Raw genomic sequence first — 20,932 nt, 5'->3', positions numbered from 1 at the left:
CTTATCCCAAATTGGCGGAAACTTTCACTTAATGATGTTTTTGATCGTTAAAGGAAGTTTTCCAGGTTAATATGTCAAGTTAATGATGATTTTCATCGCTAAAAGAGGATGGATGGCCTCAGTCGTTGGTAAAAAGGGATTTTAACGATGAAACACAATGGCCTCTGGAGAAATTGGTTCATATCCTCTATAATTAAACAAGTTATTTGTATAAGCAAATACAGTACATACTACAAGAAACAAGACAAAGCGGAGTAGAGAGGATTGTGAAGATGAACAGTCTTATACCATTGGTAATCGGGCATCGTGGAGCAGCTGGAGAGGCGCCTGAGAATACGCTGGCTTCATTTCAATTGGCTTTGGAGCAGGGGGCAGATGGCATCGAGCTGGATGTGCACATGTCCAAGGATGAAGAAATCGTTGTCTGTCACGATCCGACACTGGATCGAACGACTACGGGTTCGGGAAGGCTGCGTGCGATGCCGCTTTCGGAAATTAGGCGTTTCGATGCCGGCTCTTGGCACTCCAAGCGTTTCCAGGGAGAGCGGGTGCCGCTTCTGGACGAGGTGTTCGAGCTAGTTCCTGAGCATATTCTGATCAACATAGAAATTAAGGATTCGTATTCAGGTCTGATGGAGACGAAGCTGCTGGATGTTCTGCGCAAAAAAAATCGTCTGAATCAAGTGGTCATTTCCTCCTTTGATGCTCAATGTGTCCGCCATACTAAGGAGCTGGAGCCAGAGGTTAAGGTAGGCATACTTTATAATAGTTTTACGAATAACCATGTTCAATTTGCTAAAAAGCTGGGCGTGGAGCTGCACTCTTTACATCCTCATTATCAAAGAATAGGGAAAGGGGATGTGAGCGCAGCTGTTGCTGCTGGTCTGAGCGTGTACCCTTATACGGTTAATGCGATTGAAGATATCCGCAAAATGATTGATTACAGAGTAAGTGGCGTCATAACCGATTATCCCGCAAAAATGGTCGAGCTGTTAAAACAAAGTTACTAGACAACAGTTATTAACAGCAGGAAAGGAGATTGAAAACTATGAAAATTGTTGTTTTGGATGGATATACACTCAATCCCGGTGATCTTGATTGGGGAGAGCTGGAAGCTCAAGGAGAACTCATCGTTCACGATCGAACGTCTGCGGAGCTTATTGTGGTGCGTTTGGAAGGTGCTGAAATTGTTTTAACTAATAAAACCCCGATCACTGCAGAAACGATTAACGCTCTGCCTAAGCTGCGATACATAGGTGTATTAGCGACAGGTTATAACATTGTCGATGTGGAAGCCGCGGTGAAACGAGGCATTCCTGTCGCGAATGTGCCGACTTATGGCACGGTTTCTGTGGCGCAATTTGTGCTCGCTCTACTTTTGGAGCTGTGTCATCATATAGGTCAGCATAGTGAGGCAGTGCATGCAGGGGAATGGAGCCGCAGCGCTGATTTCACCTTCAGCCTGAAGCCGCTGATCGAGCTTCATGGCAAAACCATCGGGCTGATCGGCTACGGCCGGATCGGCCAAGAAGTGGCCAAGGTGTGCGAAGCCCTTGGCATGAAAGTGCTGGCCACGACCAGCGGCCGCAGCACGCCTCCAAGCGGAACGACAACGGTGTTCGTTCCGCTGGAGCAGCTGCTCGCGGAATCCGATGTCGTGTCGCTGCACTGTCCTTTGCTGCCGAGCACGCAAGGGCTGATAAACAAGGAAAGGCTGTCGCTGATGAAGCCGACAGCCTTCCTGATTAACACCTCGCGCGGCCCGCTTGTGGTGGAGCAGGATCTTGCCGATGCGCTGGCCGAAGGCCGCATCGGGGGTGCCGGCCTCGACGTGCTCAGCGTCGAGCCGCCAAATGCGGACAATCCGCTGCTCGGTGCGCGGAATTGCATCATTACGCCGCACATGGCATGGGCGACAAAAGAAGCGCGCGGCCGACTGCTGGCTACGGCTGCAGCCAATCTACGGGCTTACGCTGCAGGAAGCCCGGTAAATATAGTGAATAAGATTTAATGAAAGCGGAGAAGACTCACTCATTAAGCTAAACGGGCAGAATCGTTAAAAAACCAGAAAACCTACACAATAACTGTGTAGGTTTTTAATTTAAAGTCAGACACTTAAAAATGGCATAGATAGATATTATTATATAAAAAAATTTAATTGCAGTCTAGTCTTTTTTTTGAAAAAACTGTATGTTTGTTATGGCCACCGCGCGGAACTAAATTGTATGGGGAAGCAATCATTGTCCTGAAAAGGACGAAATCTGATTGCAGTGGGAGAACTTGCATGTTCATTATAGCTGAGAAAAAGCATGTGAAATTTATGTACTTGTATTTGAAGTCACAACGAGTTAAATTATGCATGCTGCTTCTCTTGATAGCTGCAAATATTTTTCTTCAAATTTATAATCCACAATACATCAAAGCTTTCATCGATGCCGCTAGAGCCGATGAACCGCAATCGTTGTTGTATCGCACGGCATTCGTTTTCCTTCTGTTAACTGTAATGAGGCAGGGGGTAACCATTTTCATTCAGTATTTGACCAGTGACGTCACCTGGAAAATCACGAACCAGCTCCGAATCGATTTGACGCACCGCTGCTTAGCTTACGATTTATCATTTCATAATCGATATACTCCCGGTGAAATGGTAGACCTTATTGACGGAGATGTCGGCAAGTTGAATAACTTTATGTCAGCGTTTGCGCTCAAGGTGATCAGCAATAATCTGCTCATTGTTTCAGTTATTGTCGTTATTTTCTTCATCCATCCGCTGATCGGCACTGTTGTACTGCTTTTCTCCTTGCTTGGCCTTTATGTGTTGAGAAGGATGGGGAATTTCGGCTCGAATAACATTCGCAATTATAATGGAGAAGCAGCTAAATTCATCGGATTTATTGATGAGCGAATTGCCGGGAGAGAAGACATTCGCGCTTTTCGCGCCGAGGAGCATGTGCTTGGGAAGTTTTACACAATGTTGAGAAGTCTGTATACCATACGCAAGAGAACGGGCTTTCATATCGCTTCCATGCTTAATGTCGGAGAAATTGTGCTCGCGCTTATTATGGTAAGCGTAATATTTACAATGGGAATCATCTATTTGAACGATTCAAGCCTGAGCTTGGGGACGATATTTCTCATCTATTTCTATATCACAATACTGCTGGTCCCATTCAAAAATCTGGTTGCCGAGGTGAACGATCTTCAACAGGTGAACGCATCGTTCCTTCGAATCAATGAATTGCTGGATTATGAGAACAAGGTGCCTGACGACGGAACAGTTACAATGAAAACCGGCCCCTTATCGGTTGGCTTCGACAAGGTAACTTTCCGTTATAATGAGGCTAAGCCCGCGCTTCAGGATATTAGCTTCACGATCCCGTCTGGTCGAACCGTTGGAATCATCGGAAGAACCGGAAGCGGCAAATCCACGTTGGTCAAACTGCTCTACCGGCTGTGCGATGCCCAGGAGGGGACGATTACGGTCAATGGGATCGACATTAAGCAGCTCAAGCTAAGTGAATTACGCTCTCATATTGCTATCGTGTCCCAAAATATCGAACTGTTCGAAGGCACACTTCGTCAAAACATGACCATGTTCCATGAAGACGTTATGGACGAAAAAATTTGGGGTATCATGGATATTCTGTCAATGCGGCAATGGCTGGAGCAATTGCCGGAGGGCTTGGACCATAAAATTGAACGTGATGGAAAAAATCTGTCTGCAGGTGAAGCACAGTTGATTGCCTTCGCAAGGGCATTCATAAAAAATCCCGGCATTATGATAATGGACGAAGCGACGTCGCGAATCGATCCGTTAACCGAGCGATTGATCGGTCGGGCGATTGCCCAGCTGACCAAAGACCGTACGGTCTTGATGATTGCACACAAGCTTTCGACCATACAATCTGCCGATTATATTCTCATCATGAGCGGCGGCTCCTTGGTCGAATTCGATGAGCGTGTCAAACTGGAGACGAATCCGGACTCGGTTTATACCTCGTTGATTAGAGAAGGGGGAAAAGAACTTGCTTGATGTGTTGATCGTGCTAAAGCGAATTTTCCTGTACTATCCCGTCAATTACTCCATAGTAACATTGCTTCGCATTGTCGGGTTTGCCGGATTTGGTATGCTGTCGGGCGTTTTTATCAAGCAGTTTTTCGATCAGACGTCGGAACACACCTTATCATTAGGTAGCCTGTATTACATTACGGCGATACTGATCGCTGTGCCTTTGGTACAGGCTGCAACGTATTACCTGGACCTGCATCTCAGTTATGGTTGGGTCGAAATTATTCGTGCTTATTTCCGCCGCAATATCTTTCGGCAAATATTGAACAAGCGCGGGGCTCTGCCATTGCCGGTGAATCACGGGCAGTTCATGAACGTGATGCGAAGCGACGTAACTATTCATGAGGGGATTTTGTGGGATCTCTCATACCTCATTGCTTATGCCGTCTTTTCAATGTGCGGGCTTGTCATTCTCGGCTCCATTGATTTGCTTGTGACCGTTATTCTGTTTGCTCCTCTGCTGTTCACCGTTATCGTAGTTAACTGGATGGAGCGAAAAATAACTTCTTTTATGCAACAGGAACAGAAAGCAACTGATCATGTAACCGGGATACTGTCTGACATCTTCAACTATTCGCAGGCAATCAAGATCAATATGGCTGAGAAAGCATTCCTAAAGCGACTGGCCCTACTAAGCGCCAACCGCGCCCATGCGAGCAGGAAAAACTCTGTTTTCACCACCTCATTGAACTCTGTATACGATAATATAGTGAGCATTGGAACTGCCCTGCTGCTGTTACTGATCAGCGATAAGATCCGAAACGGCAGTTTTTCCATCGGCAGCTTTACGCTATTTATCTTCTTGCTGGGTTATGTATCCAACTTGACCCGGTTGTTCGGCACGACCTTGACGAACTTTAAAAGCTCGACCATCGCGTTGAACCGTATTCAGGAAATCATTGGCGATAACTATTTGGAAAAACTTACGCGGAACGATTCCTTATATTTGAAGGAGCCGCCTCCTTCAGGAATGAAAAAGCGATCAATCGATCCTTTGGAGACTATAGAGCTTCGCAATTTGTCGTATACGTACCCAGGTTCCAAATCAGGGATTCGCAATATTTCTTTTTCAATGCGCAAAGGAACAGTGACGGTGGTCATAGGCAAAATGGGGGCAGGTAAAACGACGCTTCTCCGGGTTATCCTCGGTTTACTGCCGAAAGATTTCGGGGACATCAGCTGGAACGGCAAGCCAATCGACATGGGCGAGGCAGATTCACCTGCAAGCATTGCCTATACGCCGCAAGTTCCATATTTATTCAGCGAATCGATCAAGGAGAACATCTTGTATGGGTCTTCGAATGAACAGCAGTTGTCCGAAGCGTTGAGACTGGCGATCATGGATGAGGAACTTGCAGCACTTCGAACAGGGGCTCGACACGATTCTCAGCACCAAAGGAACGAATCTTTCTGGCGGTCAAGTTCAGCGCGTAGCGGCAGCACGCATGTTCATCCGATGTGCGGACCTGCTCGTACTGGACGATATCTCCAATGCTTTGGATGTTCGCACGGAAGCGGCGTTGTGGGAACGGCTCATCGAGTTATGCCATAAAAAAGGAACTGCCTTGCTGGTAGTGACCCAGAAAAAAGCCGCGCTGCAGCATGCAGACCATATTATTGTGCTTGACAACGGCGGGGTTAAGGTGCAGGGCTCTCTGCACAAGCTTATGCATGTTGACTTTAATGAGGAAGTGAAAAGCATTTATATGGAAAAGGATAGCATTTCCTGATTTATGTCGTTACAATAAACTTACTGCTGAGTGCTGGCTGGAATATTGTTATAAAAAAATTGGTAGTACTGAAGGAAACAAAAGAGCTGGAAAAAGATATAGATAGAAAAAAGATATGAAAATATATAAAAGAAACAAAAAGATAAAAATGGGCTTGACTTTAATTAGAGATATAGTGTATATTTAAATGTATTGATTGAAATGAACTTCAAATATGCATCGTTCAAGACCTCGATTACCCCTTCAGAAACGTTTAGCGAGATGAAAGCATCCCTTCCCATTGTTTCTTCATCAGGTGTAACAAAGTATAGGTAAGCTGAGGCAAGGTCCGATGTTCGGGCAGATTTGCTCTCTGCTGGCAGACCAATTCACACTGGCGCGGTCATGGAGCCGCAAGGATGGAAGAGAGGTAGGGCTTTCATTGTTTTGATTTAGTTCCGGTAAATACAAGTAGCATAACTGGCAAGTCCGGTTGTTCATTTATATCGATCTACACAAGAGCTGTTTCTTTGCTAGTCAAAGGGACGGCTTTTGTTTTTTCGTTCTATATAGAGCGTGATCTCTATGTACTTTAAAATTAGCTGTGAGTAATCTGTGAGGTTGTTCATTGTTGACCTTAAATGATCTTTGAAACAATGTTGGATGATGTTTGCAATAGACAATTCTATCTTTATATATGTTCTCTTTTACAGTTTTTTTGTTTGTTTGAGTCATTCTTTTTTTGGATGATTTTGAATTGTAAAAGAGTATGTTGACTTGGTAATTTGGCCGAATGAAATTGTTATTTGTGCATATGATTGATAGAAGGTTTAAGGAATTTCATTCGGAAGGTTTCAGGAGGAGATAGAGACGGCTATGAAAGCAATGAACATCCAATGGTTTATCGCCCAGGAAAAGGATAGGACACTAATTAATGTCGAGAATGGCACCATTGGAAAAGAGCAGGCTACAGGGAGTCTTAGTACCTTATACCAAATTGCAGCCGAGATCGATGATAAAGAATGTATGAAGGATATTAGTAGTACGATCGCTCTTTTACGACATATGAAATCAGATCCCAGAGCCGGCGGCTTTGAAATGAAGAGGACGCCCATCGAGCAGTTGGGATTGGTGAATCGGCGAAGCTAGCTTTCTCTTATCCATTTCACCTTGAAGCTGCAAAACAAATTCAGGATCAAGTTCCATCTCGGCAGCCAAACGAAAACATTCAATTAGATGGTCATTAGGTAATAATCTTAAAGATCTGGAAGCAGCAGGCATAGCAGACACTTCTTTCTGTTTATATTTGGAAGAGTATAGCTTTATTGTACTAGGAAAAGGAAAAGGATTCACCACAAAATAAATTGCGCATCCGCGCAAGTTTGTTCAGGGACCGGATGCTAAAAGCGCAAAAACGCAGCTTTTAGCATCCGTTATTTGCGTCTTGCGAGTATTTTTGTACCAGGTTAAAATAGGGAGGATATGTTTGGTAACCATGTGAATACGAGGTGGGGCGTAATGGACAAGCAGGTGTGGGTAATCGGTGAGCTTAATGTGGATTTAATTTTCAGCGGTAAAAATGTTACGCCTGAACCGAATCGTGAAAAGCTTGTGGATAGCTTTGAGCAGCAGCTTGGCTCTTCCTCTGCCATTACGGCCAGCGGCCTTGCCGGTCTTGGTGTGCAAACAGTTCTGGTTTCGGTTGTCGGTGATGATGATTTTGGTCGTTTTTGTGTCAGCAGACTGCAGGAGCTTGGTGTAGAAACCCGTTATATTTCGATAGACGCTTCGCGGCAAACGGGTGTTACGCTTTCTTTGTCGGATGGAAAAGATCGCGCTCTTCTTACTTATATGGGGACAATTGGCGATGTAACTTTGGAGCTAATTCCCGAGGAGATGTATCAGATGGCGGATCATATTCATTTTGGCTCCTTTTATTTGCAGGAGCAGATGCGTTCCCGCTGGATAGAGGTTTTCCGCAAAGCGCAAGCTGCTGGTATCAGCACCTCGTTCGATGCAGGCTGGGATCCGGGAGAGAATTGGGACCGGGAGAACTTGAAGGCGCTGCTGCCTTATACGGACTGGTTTATTCCGAGCGAGGAAGAGGTTGAACGGATTTTTGAAATAGATTCGCTGGATCGATTGCCAGAGGCTTTGCCGGCAGACAGGCGCGGTATTGCCGTGAAAATGGGATCGAAAGGGTCTCTGCTAGTTGATGCTGCTGGTGTGGTACGTAAGGGCGAGCCTTATCAGGTAGTACCGGTGGATACGACGGGTGCAGGGGATTCGTTTAACGCAGGCTTGATTTTTGCCTATTTACAAGGCTTGGATGGGGAAGAGATGCTGGCTACGGCTAATGCTTGTGGTGCGCTTTCCACGCAATCAGTTGGCGGGACAGGCGTTCTCACGCTTAGTGCGCTGGAAGCTTTCCTTGCTTCGAAATCATGACGAACAGCTTTCAAACAGAGATGGAACAGAGATACGAACGCGGATGAGAAGATGAGAACGCAGACACGAAAAAAGAGTGCCCGGGTTTTATACCGCGGCACTCTTTTTTTAGATAGAGAAGCCTGATCACGCTTTGGTAAGATCAAGCCAAGCTAATTCTTCAGGGGTTAGCTTGAGCTGCGCACCTTCGAGACAGGAACGCATTTCTGCCTCATTACGCGGCCCTATAAGAGCACAGGTCGGGAAGGACTGGTTGAGAACAAAGGCGAGTGCAATCTGGATGGTTGTTACGCCCTTCTTGCCGGCCAGCTCTTCGGCGCGGCGCAGACGCTCCCAGTTGTCATCGCTGTAGAAGACACGTACCAAATCGGCATTCTCACGATTGTCTGGTGTGAATCGGCCGGTAAAGAAACCTCTGGCCTGGGAGGACCAGGATAGCAAAGGCAGCTGATGGGCTTCATGCCAGTCAATAGCGGCTTGATCCGCGGACACGCAGCCTGCCCAGAAGGGCTCGTTGGCTTTGGCCAAGCTGAGATTCGGACTGCTGAAGCTAAAGCCGATAAGTCCGTGCTGCTCTGCATATTCAGCAGCTTCTTGCAGCCGCTCATGAGTCCAGTTGGAAGCGCCTATCGTTTGTACGCTGCCTGCTTCGAGGTGCTCGTTAAGCGCCTCTATGATGGCGCCTACGGGAACGCTAGTATCGTCACGATGCAGGGCATACATCTCCACTGAGTCTACACCAAGCCGTTCCAGGCTGATAGCAAGATCCTTGCGGATTGCTTCCGCGTTCACGCGGTGGCCGGTTGCATCCGGGTGAGCGCCTTTGGTCAGAATGTTGATGTCGGCACGCTTGCCGGTTTCTCTAAGCCATCTGCCGATGGCCTGCTCGCTTTCTCCCCCGCAATATACCAAAGCTGTATCGATCGTATTTCCGCCGATTTGCAGGAATTGCTCCATCACATAGGCGACTTCGTCCGGATTATCCAATCTGAAAAAATCTGTTCCCATAATAAGCTGTGAGACTGGCTTGGCCAAGCCTTTTATTTGAATAGTGTTCATGGTGTCTTAGTCCTTCTTTCTAAGATGGAATGATGATGCGGGCACGCTCGCTGGCTGATTGCAAGCAAGCATCCAAAACCTTCATATTGGCTATGGCATCTTCCGGTTCAAAGCGCAGTGATTTCTGTCCCCAGACCGCATAAGCAAGATCGTCAGCCTGAAGAGCGTATTGGTCCTCATAGGTTGTTCCTTCTTCACGGCGGCCTTCACTTGTAGTAACGAAGAAATGGCTGCCTGAATCTGGAGGCGAGACGAAAGCGGAGGGCACTTCAATACTGCCCAAAGTTCCTAAAATCTCCAAGGTATTTCTGAAGGACGCCCACATTCCGCAATCAAAGGTGAGTGCAACACCGCCGCTAAACTCAACAAGGCCGGATGCCATCATATCAACATCTCCGTGCTCTGGAGAAAAGAAGGCATGTACCGTTGCCGCCTGCGGCTCCTGTTCTAATAAATAGCGTGCTGCGCTAATCGGATACACCCCTACATCATAGAGTGAACCGCCGCCCATGGATCTCTGGTTGCGGAAATTACTGAGGTCTGCAGCATTATTAAATGTAAAAGCACCATGAATACCGCGAATTTCCCCTATTTCTCCAGATCGGATAATCGCCTTGATGCGATCATATCTGGGGTGATGCCGATACATGAAAGCTTCTGCTAACTGAACGCCTGCTAATCTGCAGGCAGCTACCATTTCCTCTGCTTCGGCAGCATCGATAGCAAACGGCTTTTCGCATAGAACATGCTTGCCTGCCTGTGCGGCCCGGATCGTCCACTCCTTGTGCATATGGTTGGGTAGGGGGATGTATACGGCATCAATGTTCTCATCCGCTATCAGATCCTCGTAGCTTCCATAGGCAGTAGGGATATCAAGCTTAGCTGCAGTTTCTTTAGCTTTATTTAAATCCCGGCTGGCAATGGCTGTAACAACACCAGTTTCAGATTGTCTGATGCCTGGAATTACCGCTTTTTCGGCAATGCCGGCACATCCGAGAATACCCCAACGAAGTTTAACAGAACTCATTTTTTCACGATCCTCTCTATTTGTAGAACGAAATATAACGAGATATTGCTATTATATATCTGAATAATTAAAATGAATATAGAAGTATTTTGCATTGAGATAAAAGAAAATTGTCTTCGGAAATAAGTGTGAAAGGATTCGGTGCGTATGCAGAGACATGTGATCCTGCCAACCTTACAGGAATTTTTTTATTTCATATTTCCTGAATCGGTTGGTATATATACAGATATGCCGCATCACAGGGTCGAACGTGAGGAAGGTCAGTGGACGACCTTTAGTCTGCACTTTATTATTGAAGGGAAAGGCTATGTCGAATGGGAAGACGATGTATATACACTGCATAAGGGAGATGCCTTCTTGTATTTTCCGTATCAAAAGCAGCGCTATTACAGCAGTAAGGAGGAGCCCTGGGATGTAGGATGGGTTCATTTCTACGGCAGTAGAGTCAAGGATTTTTTATATGAAAATGGCTTTCACAGCAATCTGTGGACGCTTCATAGATGGGCTGAGCTGCAGGAGTTGTGTACAGTTTTGCTTCATGAGGCCGAGGAGTATGGCATTCTTCACCCTTCGAAGCTGTCCTCGCTTACGTATGCTATGCTGATCGAGTTTATGAGCTATGCTTCTCCATTAACGCCAAATCGCGGCATGGATGCTTCCGACCGTATTCGCAAGCTGCTGCCTCTCATGCAGCAAAAAGCTTGTGAGCCCTTCCTTTTGGAGGAATGGGCTCAGCAGGTTGGCGTCAGTACGCATTACTTTTGCAAGCTTTTCCGAAAATCGATCTCGATGACGCCGCTTTCGTTCATTACTTTATGCCGTATGCAGGCGGCCAAGAAATGGCTAACGGAGCAGCCGCAGCTGAATATTAAGGAAATAGCACACAGGGTAGGCTATCCGACCGCCAGTTATTTTAACCAGCGCTTTCTGGAGCATGAGGGCATGACTCCCAGTGAGTTCCGCCGGTTATATAATGTGATGTAAGGGCTACAGCTCAACCCGCTGGCTGGTTCCTGCAGATTTCAAGCAAGCGTCGATGACACGCATGTTTTTAACGGCATCCAGCGGTTCGAAACGCAGCGGTCTTACTCCCCAAATTGCATTGGCCAGGTTGTCTGCCTGGAGGGAGTAAGGATTTTCGTAAGGCACTACGACTTCCCTCAGCTCCTCGTCTTTGACGATAAAGAAATGGCAGCTGGGATTGGGGCGGCTGACAAAGGCCGAGTGCGCTTGAATGCGCCCGAGTGTTCCAAGTATTTCCAGCGTGTTTCGAGGCGAGGCCCACATCGCACAATCAAAGGTAACCGCTACGTCATCCGGAAATTCGAGCAGGCCCGTCGCCATCATATCAACATGATCATGGTCAGGCGAGAAGAACGCTTTCACAGTTGCAGCATGCGGCTCCTGATCAAGAAGAAAGCGCGCGGCACTAATGGGATAGCAGCCTACATCGTATATGGAGCCGCCTCCCATGTGGCGGTGAAAGCGCACATTATCATTTTCATCTGCGTGATTATACGTATAAGTGCCATGTATGCTGCGGACCTCGCCGATTTCGCCAGAGCGCATGACTTCTTTCATGATTTCGTAACGGGGATGATGTCTGTACATGAACGCTTCTGCCAAATGAACGCCCGCCGCTTCGCAGGCCTGGACCATTTCGAGCGCTTCAGCGGCATCGAGGGCCAGAGGCTTCTCACACAGCACATGTTTGCCGGCTTCGGCAGCCTTAAGCGTCCATTCCTTGTGAAGATGATTGGGCAGCGGGATATAGACGGCTTCGATTTCACTGTCGGCCAGCAGCTCTTCGTAGCTTCCATAAGTAACAGGAATTCCGAATTGCGCTGCTGTCTCTTCTGCTTTATCGAGCTCCCTGCTGGCAATGGCTTGAACAATACCTGTTTCCGATGCCTGGATCCCTGGAATGACTGATCCTTCTGCAATAGCGGCACAGCCTAGAATTCCCCATCGAAGCTTCGTCGTATTCATAGAATCACTCCTTGTTGATCTGTAGTAACGAATGTGGTACTAATTATCGCTTGCAAGGCGGGAGCGAAAAGGCTCGCCATCCCATAAAAGCTCTGTATCCGCTTGTCTGCTTTTAACCTCGGGCTCGTCCAATAGAAGGAAAAAGTTTTTGGTCGGCAGCGTCCCGAGCTGATGTTTGTCCGACAGCTTATCCAAATAAGGGCGCATTTGATCCAATTGCCCGGACATATTCGTGTCCGCTTGACTGGAGAAGGCATAAAGCGCACTGGCGACAGGGACCCGCTTCACACTGTAGCTCTGTACGGCCCGCAGATAGAAATCCCAATCCCAATAATGAAACATTTCGGTGTCAAAAGGGCCAAGCTCATCATAAATGCGACGCTTGAACAAACAGCCTGATGAGAAGAAGGTAGAAAATTTGCGCATGCCCGCAAGGTCATCATCATAGGCGAAAACAAAGCGGCTGGTCGGTATTCTTACGCCGTCGCGGACTTCGTAGTCAAATATTTCGACGTCGGTATATACCATGTCACAATGCTCAATAGCTGCAAGCATACGCTCCAGATGAGTGGGGAGCAGCAGATCGTCGTCATCGCAGAGCATGATGTAGGAGCCCCTGGCCTCCTGAAGACCTCTGTTTCTAGCATACACATGCTTTAAATTCGCTTCCATATTGACTACTTGAATATCAAGCTCGGGGTACAATCCGCCTATAAAATCTACAGGCGTGCCACAATCATTGACTACAATAATTTGCATTTGCGTATATGTTTGCTGCCACAACGATTCCAGTAATTCGCAAAGCTCCAGCGGCCGATTGTAGGTAGGAATAATAACGGATACTAGCGGTTGATTCAAGAGATTCCCTCCATCATATTGGACGTTCCTTACTCTCTTATTATAGTTCATTCGTTTCTAATTTTGCCAATTTTGCTATACAATAGATGGGAGTCTGATTACTTGGAGGCTAACATGCTGCATCTAAAAAACGGCGAGGTTTCTCCCGACAATCTGGAATTATGGAAAACGGATGTATTTCTGAACCAAATCGCTAACAGACTGTTATCTGTGCGTCTGTTAAGTCTTGATATTTTTGATACGCTATTGCTGCGTGCTTGCTCTGTGCCGGCGGATGTGTTTGAACTCACAGCGGAAAAAGCAGCGGCAGCCGGCATATGGAAGCGGCCGGTTAGTGCGGATGAATTCCGCGAAATCCGCATAGGAGCGGAGTGGGCAGCCCGCAGGAGGCTTATGGAGCCTAGAGCAAGCTCCTATGAGGAAGTGACGCTGGAGCAGATTTATGCGGAAGTGCCGGACGTTATCTGCGATACGCAGCGTATGCTGGAATTGGAGCTTGAAGCCGAACGGCAGGTTTGCTTTCTCAATCCGCATATGCTGTCGCTGATCCATTGGTGCAAGCACAGCGGCATTCGTGTAGCTCTTGTTTCGGATATGTATCTCTCCTCTGTTCAGCTTACGGATCTTTTGCAGTCAGCGGGACTGAACATGGAACAGATCGATGTACTGCTGGTTTCCAACGAGCAGCAAGTCAGCAAAGTAACCGGCGGGTTATTCGATCGGCTGCTGGAGCATTTTACCGGGCTGTCGCCTCAGGATATTGTGCATATAGGAGATAATACGGCTGCGGATATAGCGGGAGCAGCCAGCAGGAATATCGAGGCTCTGTACTATCCTGTAATTCCCGAGCATTTTGACAGCCCCTTCCATTGGGATTCGATCCGGCATGGGAATATGCTCCCTGCGTTGAAATCGCTAAGAAAGCTGGCTGGCAGCTCCGGGGCGCGGGAAGTAGAGGATCCGCAGGAGCGGGCTTTTTTCCGCTTTGGGGCAGCTTCGCTGGGGCCTTTCCTTCATGGCTGGTGCGAATGGGTGATCGATACCTGTATTCGCGAGAATCGCACTGCGGTGCATCCGCTGATGAGAGAAGGCTATCTGCTTGCTCCTATGCTGGAAGCTGCGGCCCGTATGCGTGGCGCTGAGCTGACGGTAAAGCCTGTGTATCTTTCCAGACAGTCCACCTATTTGGCCGCCTTGGAGCGCTTTGAAGTGTCAGACCTTGAACGGCTGCTGGAGCTCGATTGGGTAAAAGTTGGCGATGTATTCAGCATGCTGGATATTGTGGAGGAAGCTGGCCCTTATCAGCCTTATCTGGACTTATCGGTGGCACAGTGCAGCCTGATCCCTGATGCAAGCTCAGGAAGTGTTACGGAAAGCCTGCGGCAGTACATAATGGGAGAGCGTACTCAGCAAAAAGTGGAGGCATCCATCGAAAGAAACCGTAAGCTGTTCGTCGATTATTTGCTTCAGGAATTCGGCTCTCCCGAGCGAATGGTGACGGTCGATATAGGGTTTAACGGCACCATTCAGAAGGCTATGGAAGCTGCGCTCAGATTAACTGGCCTTCCTTATGGAATGCTTCATTTACTTGCCGTAGGAACAGGGAAAATAGCGGAAAGCCTGCTGACAGGCATGGATATCAGAAGCTTTGTGGGGAGCTGTGGCGGGAATAGCGATCTTGGCTTTAGAATTGCCCGCAGCCCTGCTTTTTTGGAAGAATTAATGATGGGGGATTTTGGATCCACACTGAGGTATGAGAAGGACGCCAATGGCTTTGTTCAGCCTGTGCTTGCTGAGCTGCAGGGTCATACCGCAGAAGAGCTGCGCTGTAAAAGAGCATGCCAAAGGGGAGTTTTGGCCTTTCAGCAATATTACGCTTATCTGAATACGCTTAAACCGGAGCTGCTGGCAGCTTTGTCGGATCAACCGCGTGAGTGGACCAAGCCGTTTCATCGCGTGATCGATATGCCGACACCTGAGGAGGCTTCTATGCTGGGTGAGCTGACGCATCAGGAAAACTTTGGCGGCTTGCAAATTTCCCCGATTTGCAATGAAGTGGATGATCATTGGTTCGAACAAGGAGAAGAAGCTTTCATAGATTACTGCAATTATGGGCCTGCCATGTTTAATGCTTTTTGGCCGCAAGGAATGGTAACGCTGAAATCGCCTTATTATTTGTATGCCTATTATTTGCGGCAGCAGAGCTTATTTGGCAGCGAGAGCCTCTGCTTTGCTTTGATTCGCAAGGTGAAGGAGGCCGGACATCAGTCGTTTCATGTATATGGAACGGGTGCCTTTGCTGATTTATTTGTGCGGCAAGCAGGTTTTCACGGTTTAAAAATGGAGAGCTTGATAGATTCGGGTCCATCTGGACGGAAACAAGAACAACAGCCAGACCAGGAGCTAGACCAGCATCAAGGTCAGCATCGAGATCAGAAACTAGGTCAGAAACAAAACCATCCGATTTACGTCATCGCTTCCTTATCGCGCATTCAAACATTAAGGCAGGCAATTGAAGATAAATACAGGAATTCCGGAATAACTCCGATTATTTATGATTTATTTCCTTATCAAGCGGGTCGAAACTTGTAAAAGTAAATAACATTTTATCTAAAGCTTAAATCATGATATCCTAATAGGGAAACCTTAATCTGGAAATGGAGGCGAAGCTTTAATATGACAGAGCAAAATAAAACGAACATTCTTGTCTATGTAGGCTGTTACACTCATGAGTCCCCGAACGGGCTCAACTTGTTTTCAATGGATTTAAACTCAGGAGAGCTTTCCTCTCTGAACCATGGCATTGAGCAAACCAACGCGTCTTATATCGCGATAGATTCGAACCGGATGCGGTTATATGCCGTAAGCGAGATTGAAGAAGGCGCTGTATTCTCCTATAAGATTGATCCTGCTACAGGGCATCTGACATTTTTGAATCAGCAGCCTACATATGGTGGGGCTCCTTGTCATTTAAGCATAGATCAGACAGGAAGCTGTGTATATGTGGCCAATTATTCCAAAGGAAACGTCTGTGTATATCCTATACAGGAGGATGGAAGTCTTGCGGAAGCAAGTGATATCCACCAGCACGAAGGCCAAAGTCTGGATGAGGATCGTCAGGAAAAGGCGCATGCCCATATGATCTCACCTGATTTTAACAATCGCTTTGCTGTTGCCGCGGACCTTGGACTGGATCAATTGGTTATTTACGACATGGATGTTGCCGGCAAAAAGCTGATAGCCCATAAGGAAGTCCATATTCAAGCAGGAGCGGGTCCCAGACACTTCGCTTTTCGTCAGGATGGAAGCTTCTTGTACGCAGTCAATGAACTGAATTCCACGGTGACGGTGCTTGCATACGATGCAGAGCAGGGCAATGCGGCTACGATTCAAACGGTGACTACGATTCCGCGTGATTACGATGCAGTCAATTATTGTGCGGATATACATCTTAGCAAAGATGGAAGCTTCTTATATGCTTCGAATAGAGGACATGACAGCCTGGCAGCCTATAGTATTGATAAGGACCAGGGAACATTAACACCAATCGGACATTATTCTACACTTGGCAAAACACCAAGAAACTTTGTTCTCACGCCGGATGGTGAATATGTGTTAGTAGCCAACCAGGAGACCGACGACATCGTCGTGTTCAAGCTGGACAAAGCGACTGGCGAGCTGACGGATACAGGCCATAGAGCTCAGGTATCGCGGCCTATATGTGTCAAGCTGTTGGAGATTTGATTAGTTAAGAACATGCCTTGCGGTGTCCTTTGAGGATCGTGTTCGTGACTTGGATGCGTTTCAGAGGGAATGGCTATGGGTTCCAGCCGCTGTTAAAGATAGGTTCCCTTGATTAGACTTAGGTGGTAGAAACCTATCTTTAAATGCGGACGCTATCGCTCTTCCACCCATAGCCATTCCCTCTCTCAGCTACAATCGCACGAACACCAAAGATCAAACGGTCAGTCAACAGTTTTTTTCTCTTGAATGTAGGAGAGTTCCTAGCGGGTAAATGCGCTTGGGAGGAAGATCTGCTATTTTAATCACCCAGTGAGGTCATTCGTCCTCTTTTAACGATGAAAAACATCGTTAAAGTGCCTGGTTACCTGATAATGCCTCACTTAGTGATGAAAAACATCGTTAAGTGAGCAAAGCAGACACTCCATGCATCCGTAACGCAGCGGCGGCGAGAAGAGGACTGGACTCATGGCCGCTGTCGAATAAGTTTACAAGAAAAAGAACAGACTACTCTGGGAGATATTTCCTTGGGTGGTCTTTTTTGCTTATGCGAGGTCTGCAGCGTTCAGTAGAATGCATTTTTTTAATTCCCTAGTGCAATGAGCTATAATGAAGCTAAGTGATTTTACTATAGGATGTTAATATAGGATTTTGAATGTGTGACTTTGAATAGGATTATCTGTTGTTTTTTGTGGATCTGCCCCCAAATAAGGTAACTGATGGGCGGAGGTTAATCAAGCACTGATTGGGTGATAAGCCGTTTTTTTCGATTTTCTTTTGATGAGGGAAGTGTGTTTGGTGAATAGAAGAGTTGTGATGATGGTCGCCATTTTTGTTGTTTTTTTCGGTGGGGTCAATTATTATACGGGTTTACGCGGCTGGCAGTGGCTTCAGGTGGTGGCACCGCAGTGGCAGGGCTGGGCGTATTGGATACCTTTTTGGATCGTTGGCTTTGCTTTTTTGCTGCCTAGGTTAACGGCTTCGTGGCTTCCCCGTCCATTGATAAGCCTGCTGACCGTTATTGGTTCATACTGGCTTGCTGTGCTGCAATATGCGGTTCCTCTATTGCTTCTAATTGATGTGGGTAGAGGGTTGAATTATGGGTTGAAGCTTATTCCGGGTTCTGTGATGCAGGATCCTGCTTTCATTGAATTGGTCGGTTGGATCACTTTGCTGCTGACTGTATCGATTGTGCTGCATGGTATCTGGAGTGCGAAAAGTACGGTCGTAACCAAGTACGAGATTGTCATACCCAAAAGTGGCGGCCGGCATAAAGAGCTTCATATTGTATTGGCATCGGACTTGCACGTTGGGGTGATTAACGGAAATCGCAGGCTGCAGCATTTGGTAAAGCGTGTTAACGGGCTGGAGCCGGACCTGATTCTCCTTGCCGGAGATATTATTGATGATGATTTCCACCCTTTTATCGCGCACAATATGGCAGCGCAATTTAAGAAGCTGAAGTCAAAGCTTGGTGTATACTCTGTGCTTGGCAATCATGAGTATATAGCAGGTCATCTGGATGAGTATCGGCTTGAGCTGGAGAAGGCGGGCGTTCAGATGCTGCTGGACGAGGCAGTCAAGGTGGACGACAGTTTTTATGTAATGGGCAGGGATGATATTTCAGGCAAGTCACTGACAGGCCGTCCCCGCATGGCGATAGGCACGCTTATGCAGGATGTCGATGTAACGCTGCCGCTTATTCTTATGGACCATCAGCCCTCCAGGCTAGATGAGGCGCAGCAGGCGGGGATCGATCTGCAGGTTTCCGGACATACGCACAGGGGACAGATGTTTCCTTATCACCATGTGACCCGCAGACTTTATGAGCTTGATTGGGGATATCTTCATAAAGAAAAGTCGATGCATACCGTGGTCTCTTCCGGCTTTGGCACATGGGGTCCTCCGGTAAGGGTTGGCCATAGAGGAGAGATTGTTAGCATAAAGGTAACCTTCCGAAGCTAAGCATTGTTAAACAGCGCTCACAAGGCTAAACAGTCTAAACAAGCTAAACAAGCTAAACAAGCTAAACAAGGCAAACAGGGCAACTGTGGGGAAAGGGTGAGGGGTTCTGACCTTTTACTTCCTCTCCGGCCTAATTTTAGCTTTATTTTTTAACTTGTGAGTTATCGATAACTCTATTATAATAAATTTAAGTATTGTGTATCATTTTAAATAAAGGCATTAGTAGGGTTGGCGTTTGATATTATGGAGGAGGAATTGACGATGAGTAATTTGGAAAGCAATGATGTAAGATGGAAGCAAGGCTTCCCTAAAATTGGCATTCGTCCAACAATCGACGGTAGAAGAAAAGGAATCAGAGAATCCTTGGAAGAGCAGACCATGAATATGGCGAAAGCGGTTGCCGATTTGCTCAGCAGCACCTTGAAATATCCGAACGGCGAAGCCGTTGAATGTGTAATCTCCGATACTTGTATCGGTGGAGTTGCAGAGGCTGCTGCGTCCGCGGATAAATTCGTGAAAGCAGGAGTCGGAGTTTCAATCACAGTTACACCCTGCTGGTGCTACGGAACGGAAACGATGGATATGGATCCTTCTTTGCCTAAGGCGGTTTGGGGATTTAATGGAACGGAAAGACCGGGTGCTGTCTATCTCGCTGCCGTTCTATCTGGACATGCGCAAAAGGGGCTGCCTGCCTTCGGCATTTATGGCAAAGACGTACAGGACTCGGGCACGACCGATATTCCTGAAGATGTGAAGGGAAAACTGCTGCGCTTCAGTAAAGCCGGACTCGCTGCTGCTTATATGAAAGGCAAATCCTATCTGGCTATCGGATCGGTTTCCATGGGGATTGCCGGATCTATCGTGAATGAGGAGCTGTTCCAGGATTACCTGGGCATGCGCAATGAATATGTAGATATGTCCGAATTGGTCCGCAGGATTGAAGAGGAGATTTTTGATCCGGAGGAATTTAAGCTGGCTTTGGCTTGGGTGAAGGAAAACTGTAAGGAAGGCCAGGACAACAACCGTCCTGAAATTCAAACGTCTCGCGAGAAGAAGGATCAGGATTGGGAGACCGTTGTCAAAATGTCGCTGATCGTCCGCGATTTGATGCTGGGGAACCCCGAGCTTGGTAAAATAGGCTTTGGCGAAGAAGCGCTGGGACATAATGCGATTCTTTCCGGTTTCCAAGGGCAGCGCCACTGGACCGACCATTTCCCGAATGGGGACTTTATGGAAGCGATTCTGAACACCTCCTTCGATTGGAACGGCAAGCGCGCTCCATATTTGGTTGCGACTGAGAACGATAGCCTAAATGGCGTGGCCATGCTGCTGGGCAACCTGCTGACGAATTCCGCGCAAATCTTCGCGGACGTGAGAACCTACTGGAGTCCGGATGCGGTGAAACGAGTCACGGGTCATACGCTTAGCGGAGCGGCTAAGGACGGGATTCTGCATCTGATCAATTCGGGATCGGCTACACTGGACGGAACAGGCGAACAATCCATTGATGGCAAGCCTGCTATGAAGCCTTTCTGGGAAATCAGCGACGAAGAAGTGAACAAGTGTCTGGAAGCTACCTCCTGGAGGCCGGCAGCGGTTGAATATTTCCGCGGTGGCGGCTATTCCTCCGATTTCCTTACCAAAGGCGGCATGCCGGTAACGATGTCCAGACTGAATTTGATCAAAGGATTAGGTCCAGTACTGCAAATTGCTGAGGGCTATTCGGTTGATTTGCCGCAGGACGTGCATGATACGCTGGATCTTCGTACCGACTCTACATGGCCGACAACCTGGTTTGCGCCTATTTTGACCGGCAAAGGAGCCTTTAAGGATGTTTATTCGGTAATGGATAACTGGGGCTCTAATCACGGTGCTATCAGCTTCGGGCATATCGGAGCGGATTTGATTACATTAGCATCGATTTTACGGATTCCAGTTTCGATGCATAACATTGAGGAAGAGCATATTTTCCGTCCCCGGGTTTGGAGCTCTTTTGGTACTTCGGACGTGGAAGCGGCGGATTTCCGTGCTTGTGGAGCCTTTGGTCCTTTGTATAAGTAATGCAGC

General features: G+C 47.3%; 16 protein-coding genes and 2 pseudogenes. 13 read left to right on the top strand and 5 right to left on the bottom strand.

Annotation, left to right across the window (positions count from 1 at the left end; genetic code table 11):
• Nucleotides 1-272 precede the first annotated feature (272 nt).
• From J2Z66_RS35200 to J2Z66_RS35175, 7 genes and pseudogenes are all read left to right on the top strand, one after another.
• Nucleotides 273-1,010, top strand: a complete 738-nt coding sequence (locus tag J2Z66_RS35200) for a glycerophosphodiester phosphodiesterase (RefSeq protein WP_209977464.1) — start codon at nt 273-275, stop codon at nt 1,008-1,010.
• Between the two features lie 38 nt (nt 1,011-1,048).
• Entirely contained in the window at nt 1,049-2,011 is a 963-nt protein-coding gene (locus tag J2Z66_RS35195; RefSeq protein ID WP_209977498.1) for a D-2-hydroxyacid dehydrogenase, read from the top strand.
• A 273-nt stretch (nt 2,012-2,284) separates the two neighbouring features.
• On the top strand, nt 2,285-4,033 hold the full coding sequence (locus tag J2Z66_RS35190; protein ID WP_209977463.1) for an ABC transporter ATP-binding protein: 1,749 nt from the start codon (nt 2,285-2,287) through the stop codon (nt 4,031-4,033).
• 1 nt (nt 4,034) lies between these two features.
• Nucleotides 4,035-5,393: pseudogene (locus J2Z66_RS35185) on the top strand (ATP-binding cassette domain-containing protein); the annotation flags it as partial.
• 19 nt (nt 5,394-5,412) lie between these two features.
• Nucleotides 5,413-5,499, top strand: a pseudogene (locus J2Z66_RS44215) (hypothetical protein); the annotation flags it as partial.
• A gap of 135 nt (nt 5,500-5,634) precedes the next feature.
• On the top strand, nt 5,635-5,799 hold the full coding sequence (locus J2Z66_RS35180) for a hypothetical protein (RefSeq protein WP_209977501.1): 165 nt from the start codon (nt 5,635-5,637) through the stop codon (nt 5,797-5,799).
• 855 nt (nt 5,800-6,654) lie between these two features.
• Complete coding sequence (locus J2Z66_RS35175; RefSeq protein WP_245376088.1) at nt 6,655-6,927, top strand: hypothetical protein; 273 nt, start codon at nt 6,655-6,657, stop codon at nt 6,925-6,927.
• On the opposite strand, the gene sda is transcribed toward J2Z66_RS35175, so the two are convergent.
• Nucleotides 6,850-7,059, bottom strand: coding sequence for a sporulation histidine kinase inhibitor Sda (sda, locus tag J2Z66_RS44210; protein WP_209977461.1), 210 nt, complete (start codon nt 7,057-7,059; stop codon nt 6,850-6,852). The genes J2Z66_RS35175 and sda overlap by 78 nt on opposite strands.
• A 237-nt stretch (nt 7,060-7,296) precedes the next feature.
• Between sda and J2Z66_RS35165 the strand changes: the two genes are divergently transcribed.
• The gene (locus J2Z66_RS35165; protein ID WP_209977460.1) at nt 7,297-8,226 is read left to right on the top strand and encodes a carbohydrate kinase family protein; all 930 of its coding nucleotides are present in this window, start codon (nt 7,297-7,299) and stop codon (nt 8,224-8,226) included.
• Nucleotides 8,227-8,352: 126 nt separating this feature from the next.
• Here J2Z66_RS35165 and J2Z66_RS35160 read toward each other — a convergent pair whose 3' ends face one another.
• Together J2Z66_RS35160 and J2Z66_RS35155 are read right to left on the bottom strand one after the other, a co-directional pair.
• Complete coding sequence (locus J2Z66_RS35160) at nt 8,353-9,285, bottom strand: aldo/keto reductase (protein ID WP_209977459.1); 933 nt, start codon at nt 9,283-9,285, stop codon at nt 8,353-8,355.
• A gap of 19 nt (nt 9,286-9,304) precedes the next feature.
• Complete coding sequence (locus tag J2Z66_RS35155) at nt 9,305-10,312, bottom strand: Gfo/Idh/MocA family protein (protein ID WP_209977458.1); 1,008 nt, start codon at nt 10,310-10,312, stop codon at nt 9,305-9,307.
• A 147-nt stretch (nt 10,313-10,459) separates the two neighbouring features.
• Here J2Z66_RS35155 and J2Z66_RS35150 point away from each other — a divergent pair, with 147 nt between their 5' ends.
• A complete protein-coding gene (locus J2Z66_RS35150; protein ID WP_209977457.1) occupies nt 10,460-11,296 on the top strand; it encodes a helix-turn-helix transcriptional regulator in 837 nt (278 codons plus the stop codon).
• A gap of 3 nt (nt 11,297-11,299) precedes the next feature.
• Here J2Z66_RS35150 and J2Z66_RS35145 read toward each other — a convergent pair whose 3' ends face one another.
• Both J2Z66_RS35145 and J2Z66_RS35140 read right to left on the bottom strand, forming a co-directional pair.
• Nucleotides 11,300-12,301 (bottom strand): Gfo/Idh/MocA family protein, encoded by a 1,002-nt coding sequence (locus J2Z66_RS35145; RefSeq protein WP_209977456.1) that lies wholly within the window; start codon nt 12,299-12,301, stop codon nt 11,300-11,302.
• Between the two features lie 39 nt (nt 12,302-12,340).
• A complete protein-coding gene (locus J2Z66_RS35140; RefSeq protein ID WP_245376087.1) occupies nt 12,341-13,159 on the bottom strand; it encodes a glycosyltransferase family 2 protein in 819 nt (272 codons plus the stop codon).
• A gap of 114 nt (nt 13,160-13,273) precedes the next feature.
• Between J2Z66_RS35140 and J2Z66_RS35135 the strand changes: the two genes are divergently transcribed.
• The 4 genes from J2Z66_RS35135 (at nt 13,274) to J2Z66_RS35120 (ending at nt 20,926) form a co-directional block, all read left to right on the top strand.
• The gene (locus J2Z66_RS35135) at nt 13,274-15,751 is read left to right on the top strand and encodes an HAD family hydrolase (protein ID WP_209977454.1); all 2,478 of its coding nucleotides are present in this window, start codon (nt 13,274-13,276) and stop codon (nt 15,749-15,751) included.
• A gap of 84 nt (nt 15,752-15,835) precedes the next feature.
• On the top strand, nt 15,836-16,903 hold the full coding sequence (locus tag J2Z66_RS35130; RefSeq protein ID WP_209977453.1) for a lactonase family protein: 1,068 nt from the start codon (nt 15,836-15,838) through the stop codon (nt 16,901-16,903).
• 795 nt (nt 16,904-17,698) lie between these two features.
• Nucleotides 17,699-18,865 carry a metallophosphoesterase gene (locus J2Z66_RS35125; protein ID WP_209977452.1) on the top strand — a complete coding sequence of 389 codons (1,167 nt, stop codon included), beginning with the start codon at nt 17,699-17,701 and terminating at the stop codon, nt 18,863-18,865.
• Nucleotides 18,866-19,126: 261 nt separating this feature from the next.
• Nucleotides 19,127-20,926 carry an L-fucose isomerase gene (locus tag J2Z66_RS35120; protein WP_209977451.1) on the top strand — a complete coding sequence of 600 codons (1,800 nt, stop codon included), beginning with the start codon at nt 19,127-19,129 and terminating at the stop codon, nt 20,924-20,926.
• Nucleotides 20,927-20,932: the final 6 nt, after the last annotated feature.

This window comes from Paenibacillus eucommiae (assembly GCF_017874215.1).
In the GTDB taxonomy this organism is placed as follows: domain Bacteria; phylum Bacillota; class Bacilli; order Paenibacillales; family NBRC-103111; genus Paenibacillus_AI; species Paenibacillus_AI eucommiae.
This window is presented reverse-complemented; position numbering and strand designations above follow the sequence as displayed.

Bases quoted from the DNA above. Each gene is read 5' to 3' on its own strand.
- J2Z66_RS35195 (WP_209977498.1), top strand. From the start codon at position 1,049: ATGAAAATTGTTGTTTTGGATGGATATACACTCAATCCCGGTGATCTT.
- J2Z66_RS35145 (WP_209977456.1), bottom strand. From the start codon at position 12,301: ATGAATACGACGAAGCTTCGATGGGGAATTCTAGGCTGTGCCGCTATT.
- J2Z66_RS35120 (WP_209977451.1), top strand. From the start codon at position 19,127: ATGAGTAATTTGGAAAGCAATGATGTAAGATGGAAGCAAGGCTTCCCT.
- J2Z66_RS35150 (WP_209977457.1), top strand. From the start codon at position 10,460: ATGCAGAGACATGTGATCCTGCCAACCTTACAGGAATTTTTTTATTTC.
- J2Z66_RS35200 (WP_209977464.1), top strand. From the start codon at position 273: ATGAACAGTCTTATACCATTGGTAATCGGGCATCGTGGAGCAGCTGGA.
- J2Z66_RS35135 (WP_209977454.1), top strand. From the start codon at position 13,274: ATGCTGCATCTAAAAAACGGCGAGGTTTCTCCCGACAATCTGGAATTA.
- J2Z66_RS35160 (WP_209977459.1), bottom strand. From the start codon at position 9,285: ATGAACACTATTCAAATAAAAGGCTTGGCCAAGCCAGTCTCACAGCTT.
- J2Z66_RS35155 (WP_209977458.1), bottom strand. From the start codon at position 10,312: ATGAGTTCTGTTAAACTTCGTTGGGGTATTCTCGGATGTGCCGGCATT.
- J2Z66_RS35175 (WP_245376088.1), top strand. From the start codon at position 6,655: ATGAAAGCAATGAACATCCAATGGTTTATCGCCCAGGAAAAGGATAGG.
- J2Z66_RS35165 (WP_209977460.1), top strand. From the start codon at position 7,297: ATGGACAAGCAGGTGTGGGTAATCGGTGAGCTTAATGTGGATTTAATT.
- sda (WP_209977461.1), bottom strand. From the start codon at position 7,059: ATGCCTGCTGCTTCCAGATCTTTAAGATTATTACCTAATGACCATCTA.
- J2Z66_RS35190 (WP_209977463.1), top strand. From the start codon at position 2,285: ATGTTCATTATAGCTGAGAAAAAGCATGTGAAATTTATGTACTTGTAT.
- J2Z66_RS35130 (WP_209977453.1), top strand. From the start codon at position 15,836: ATGACAGAGCAAAATAAAACGAACATTCTTGTCTATGTAGGCTGTTAC.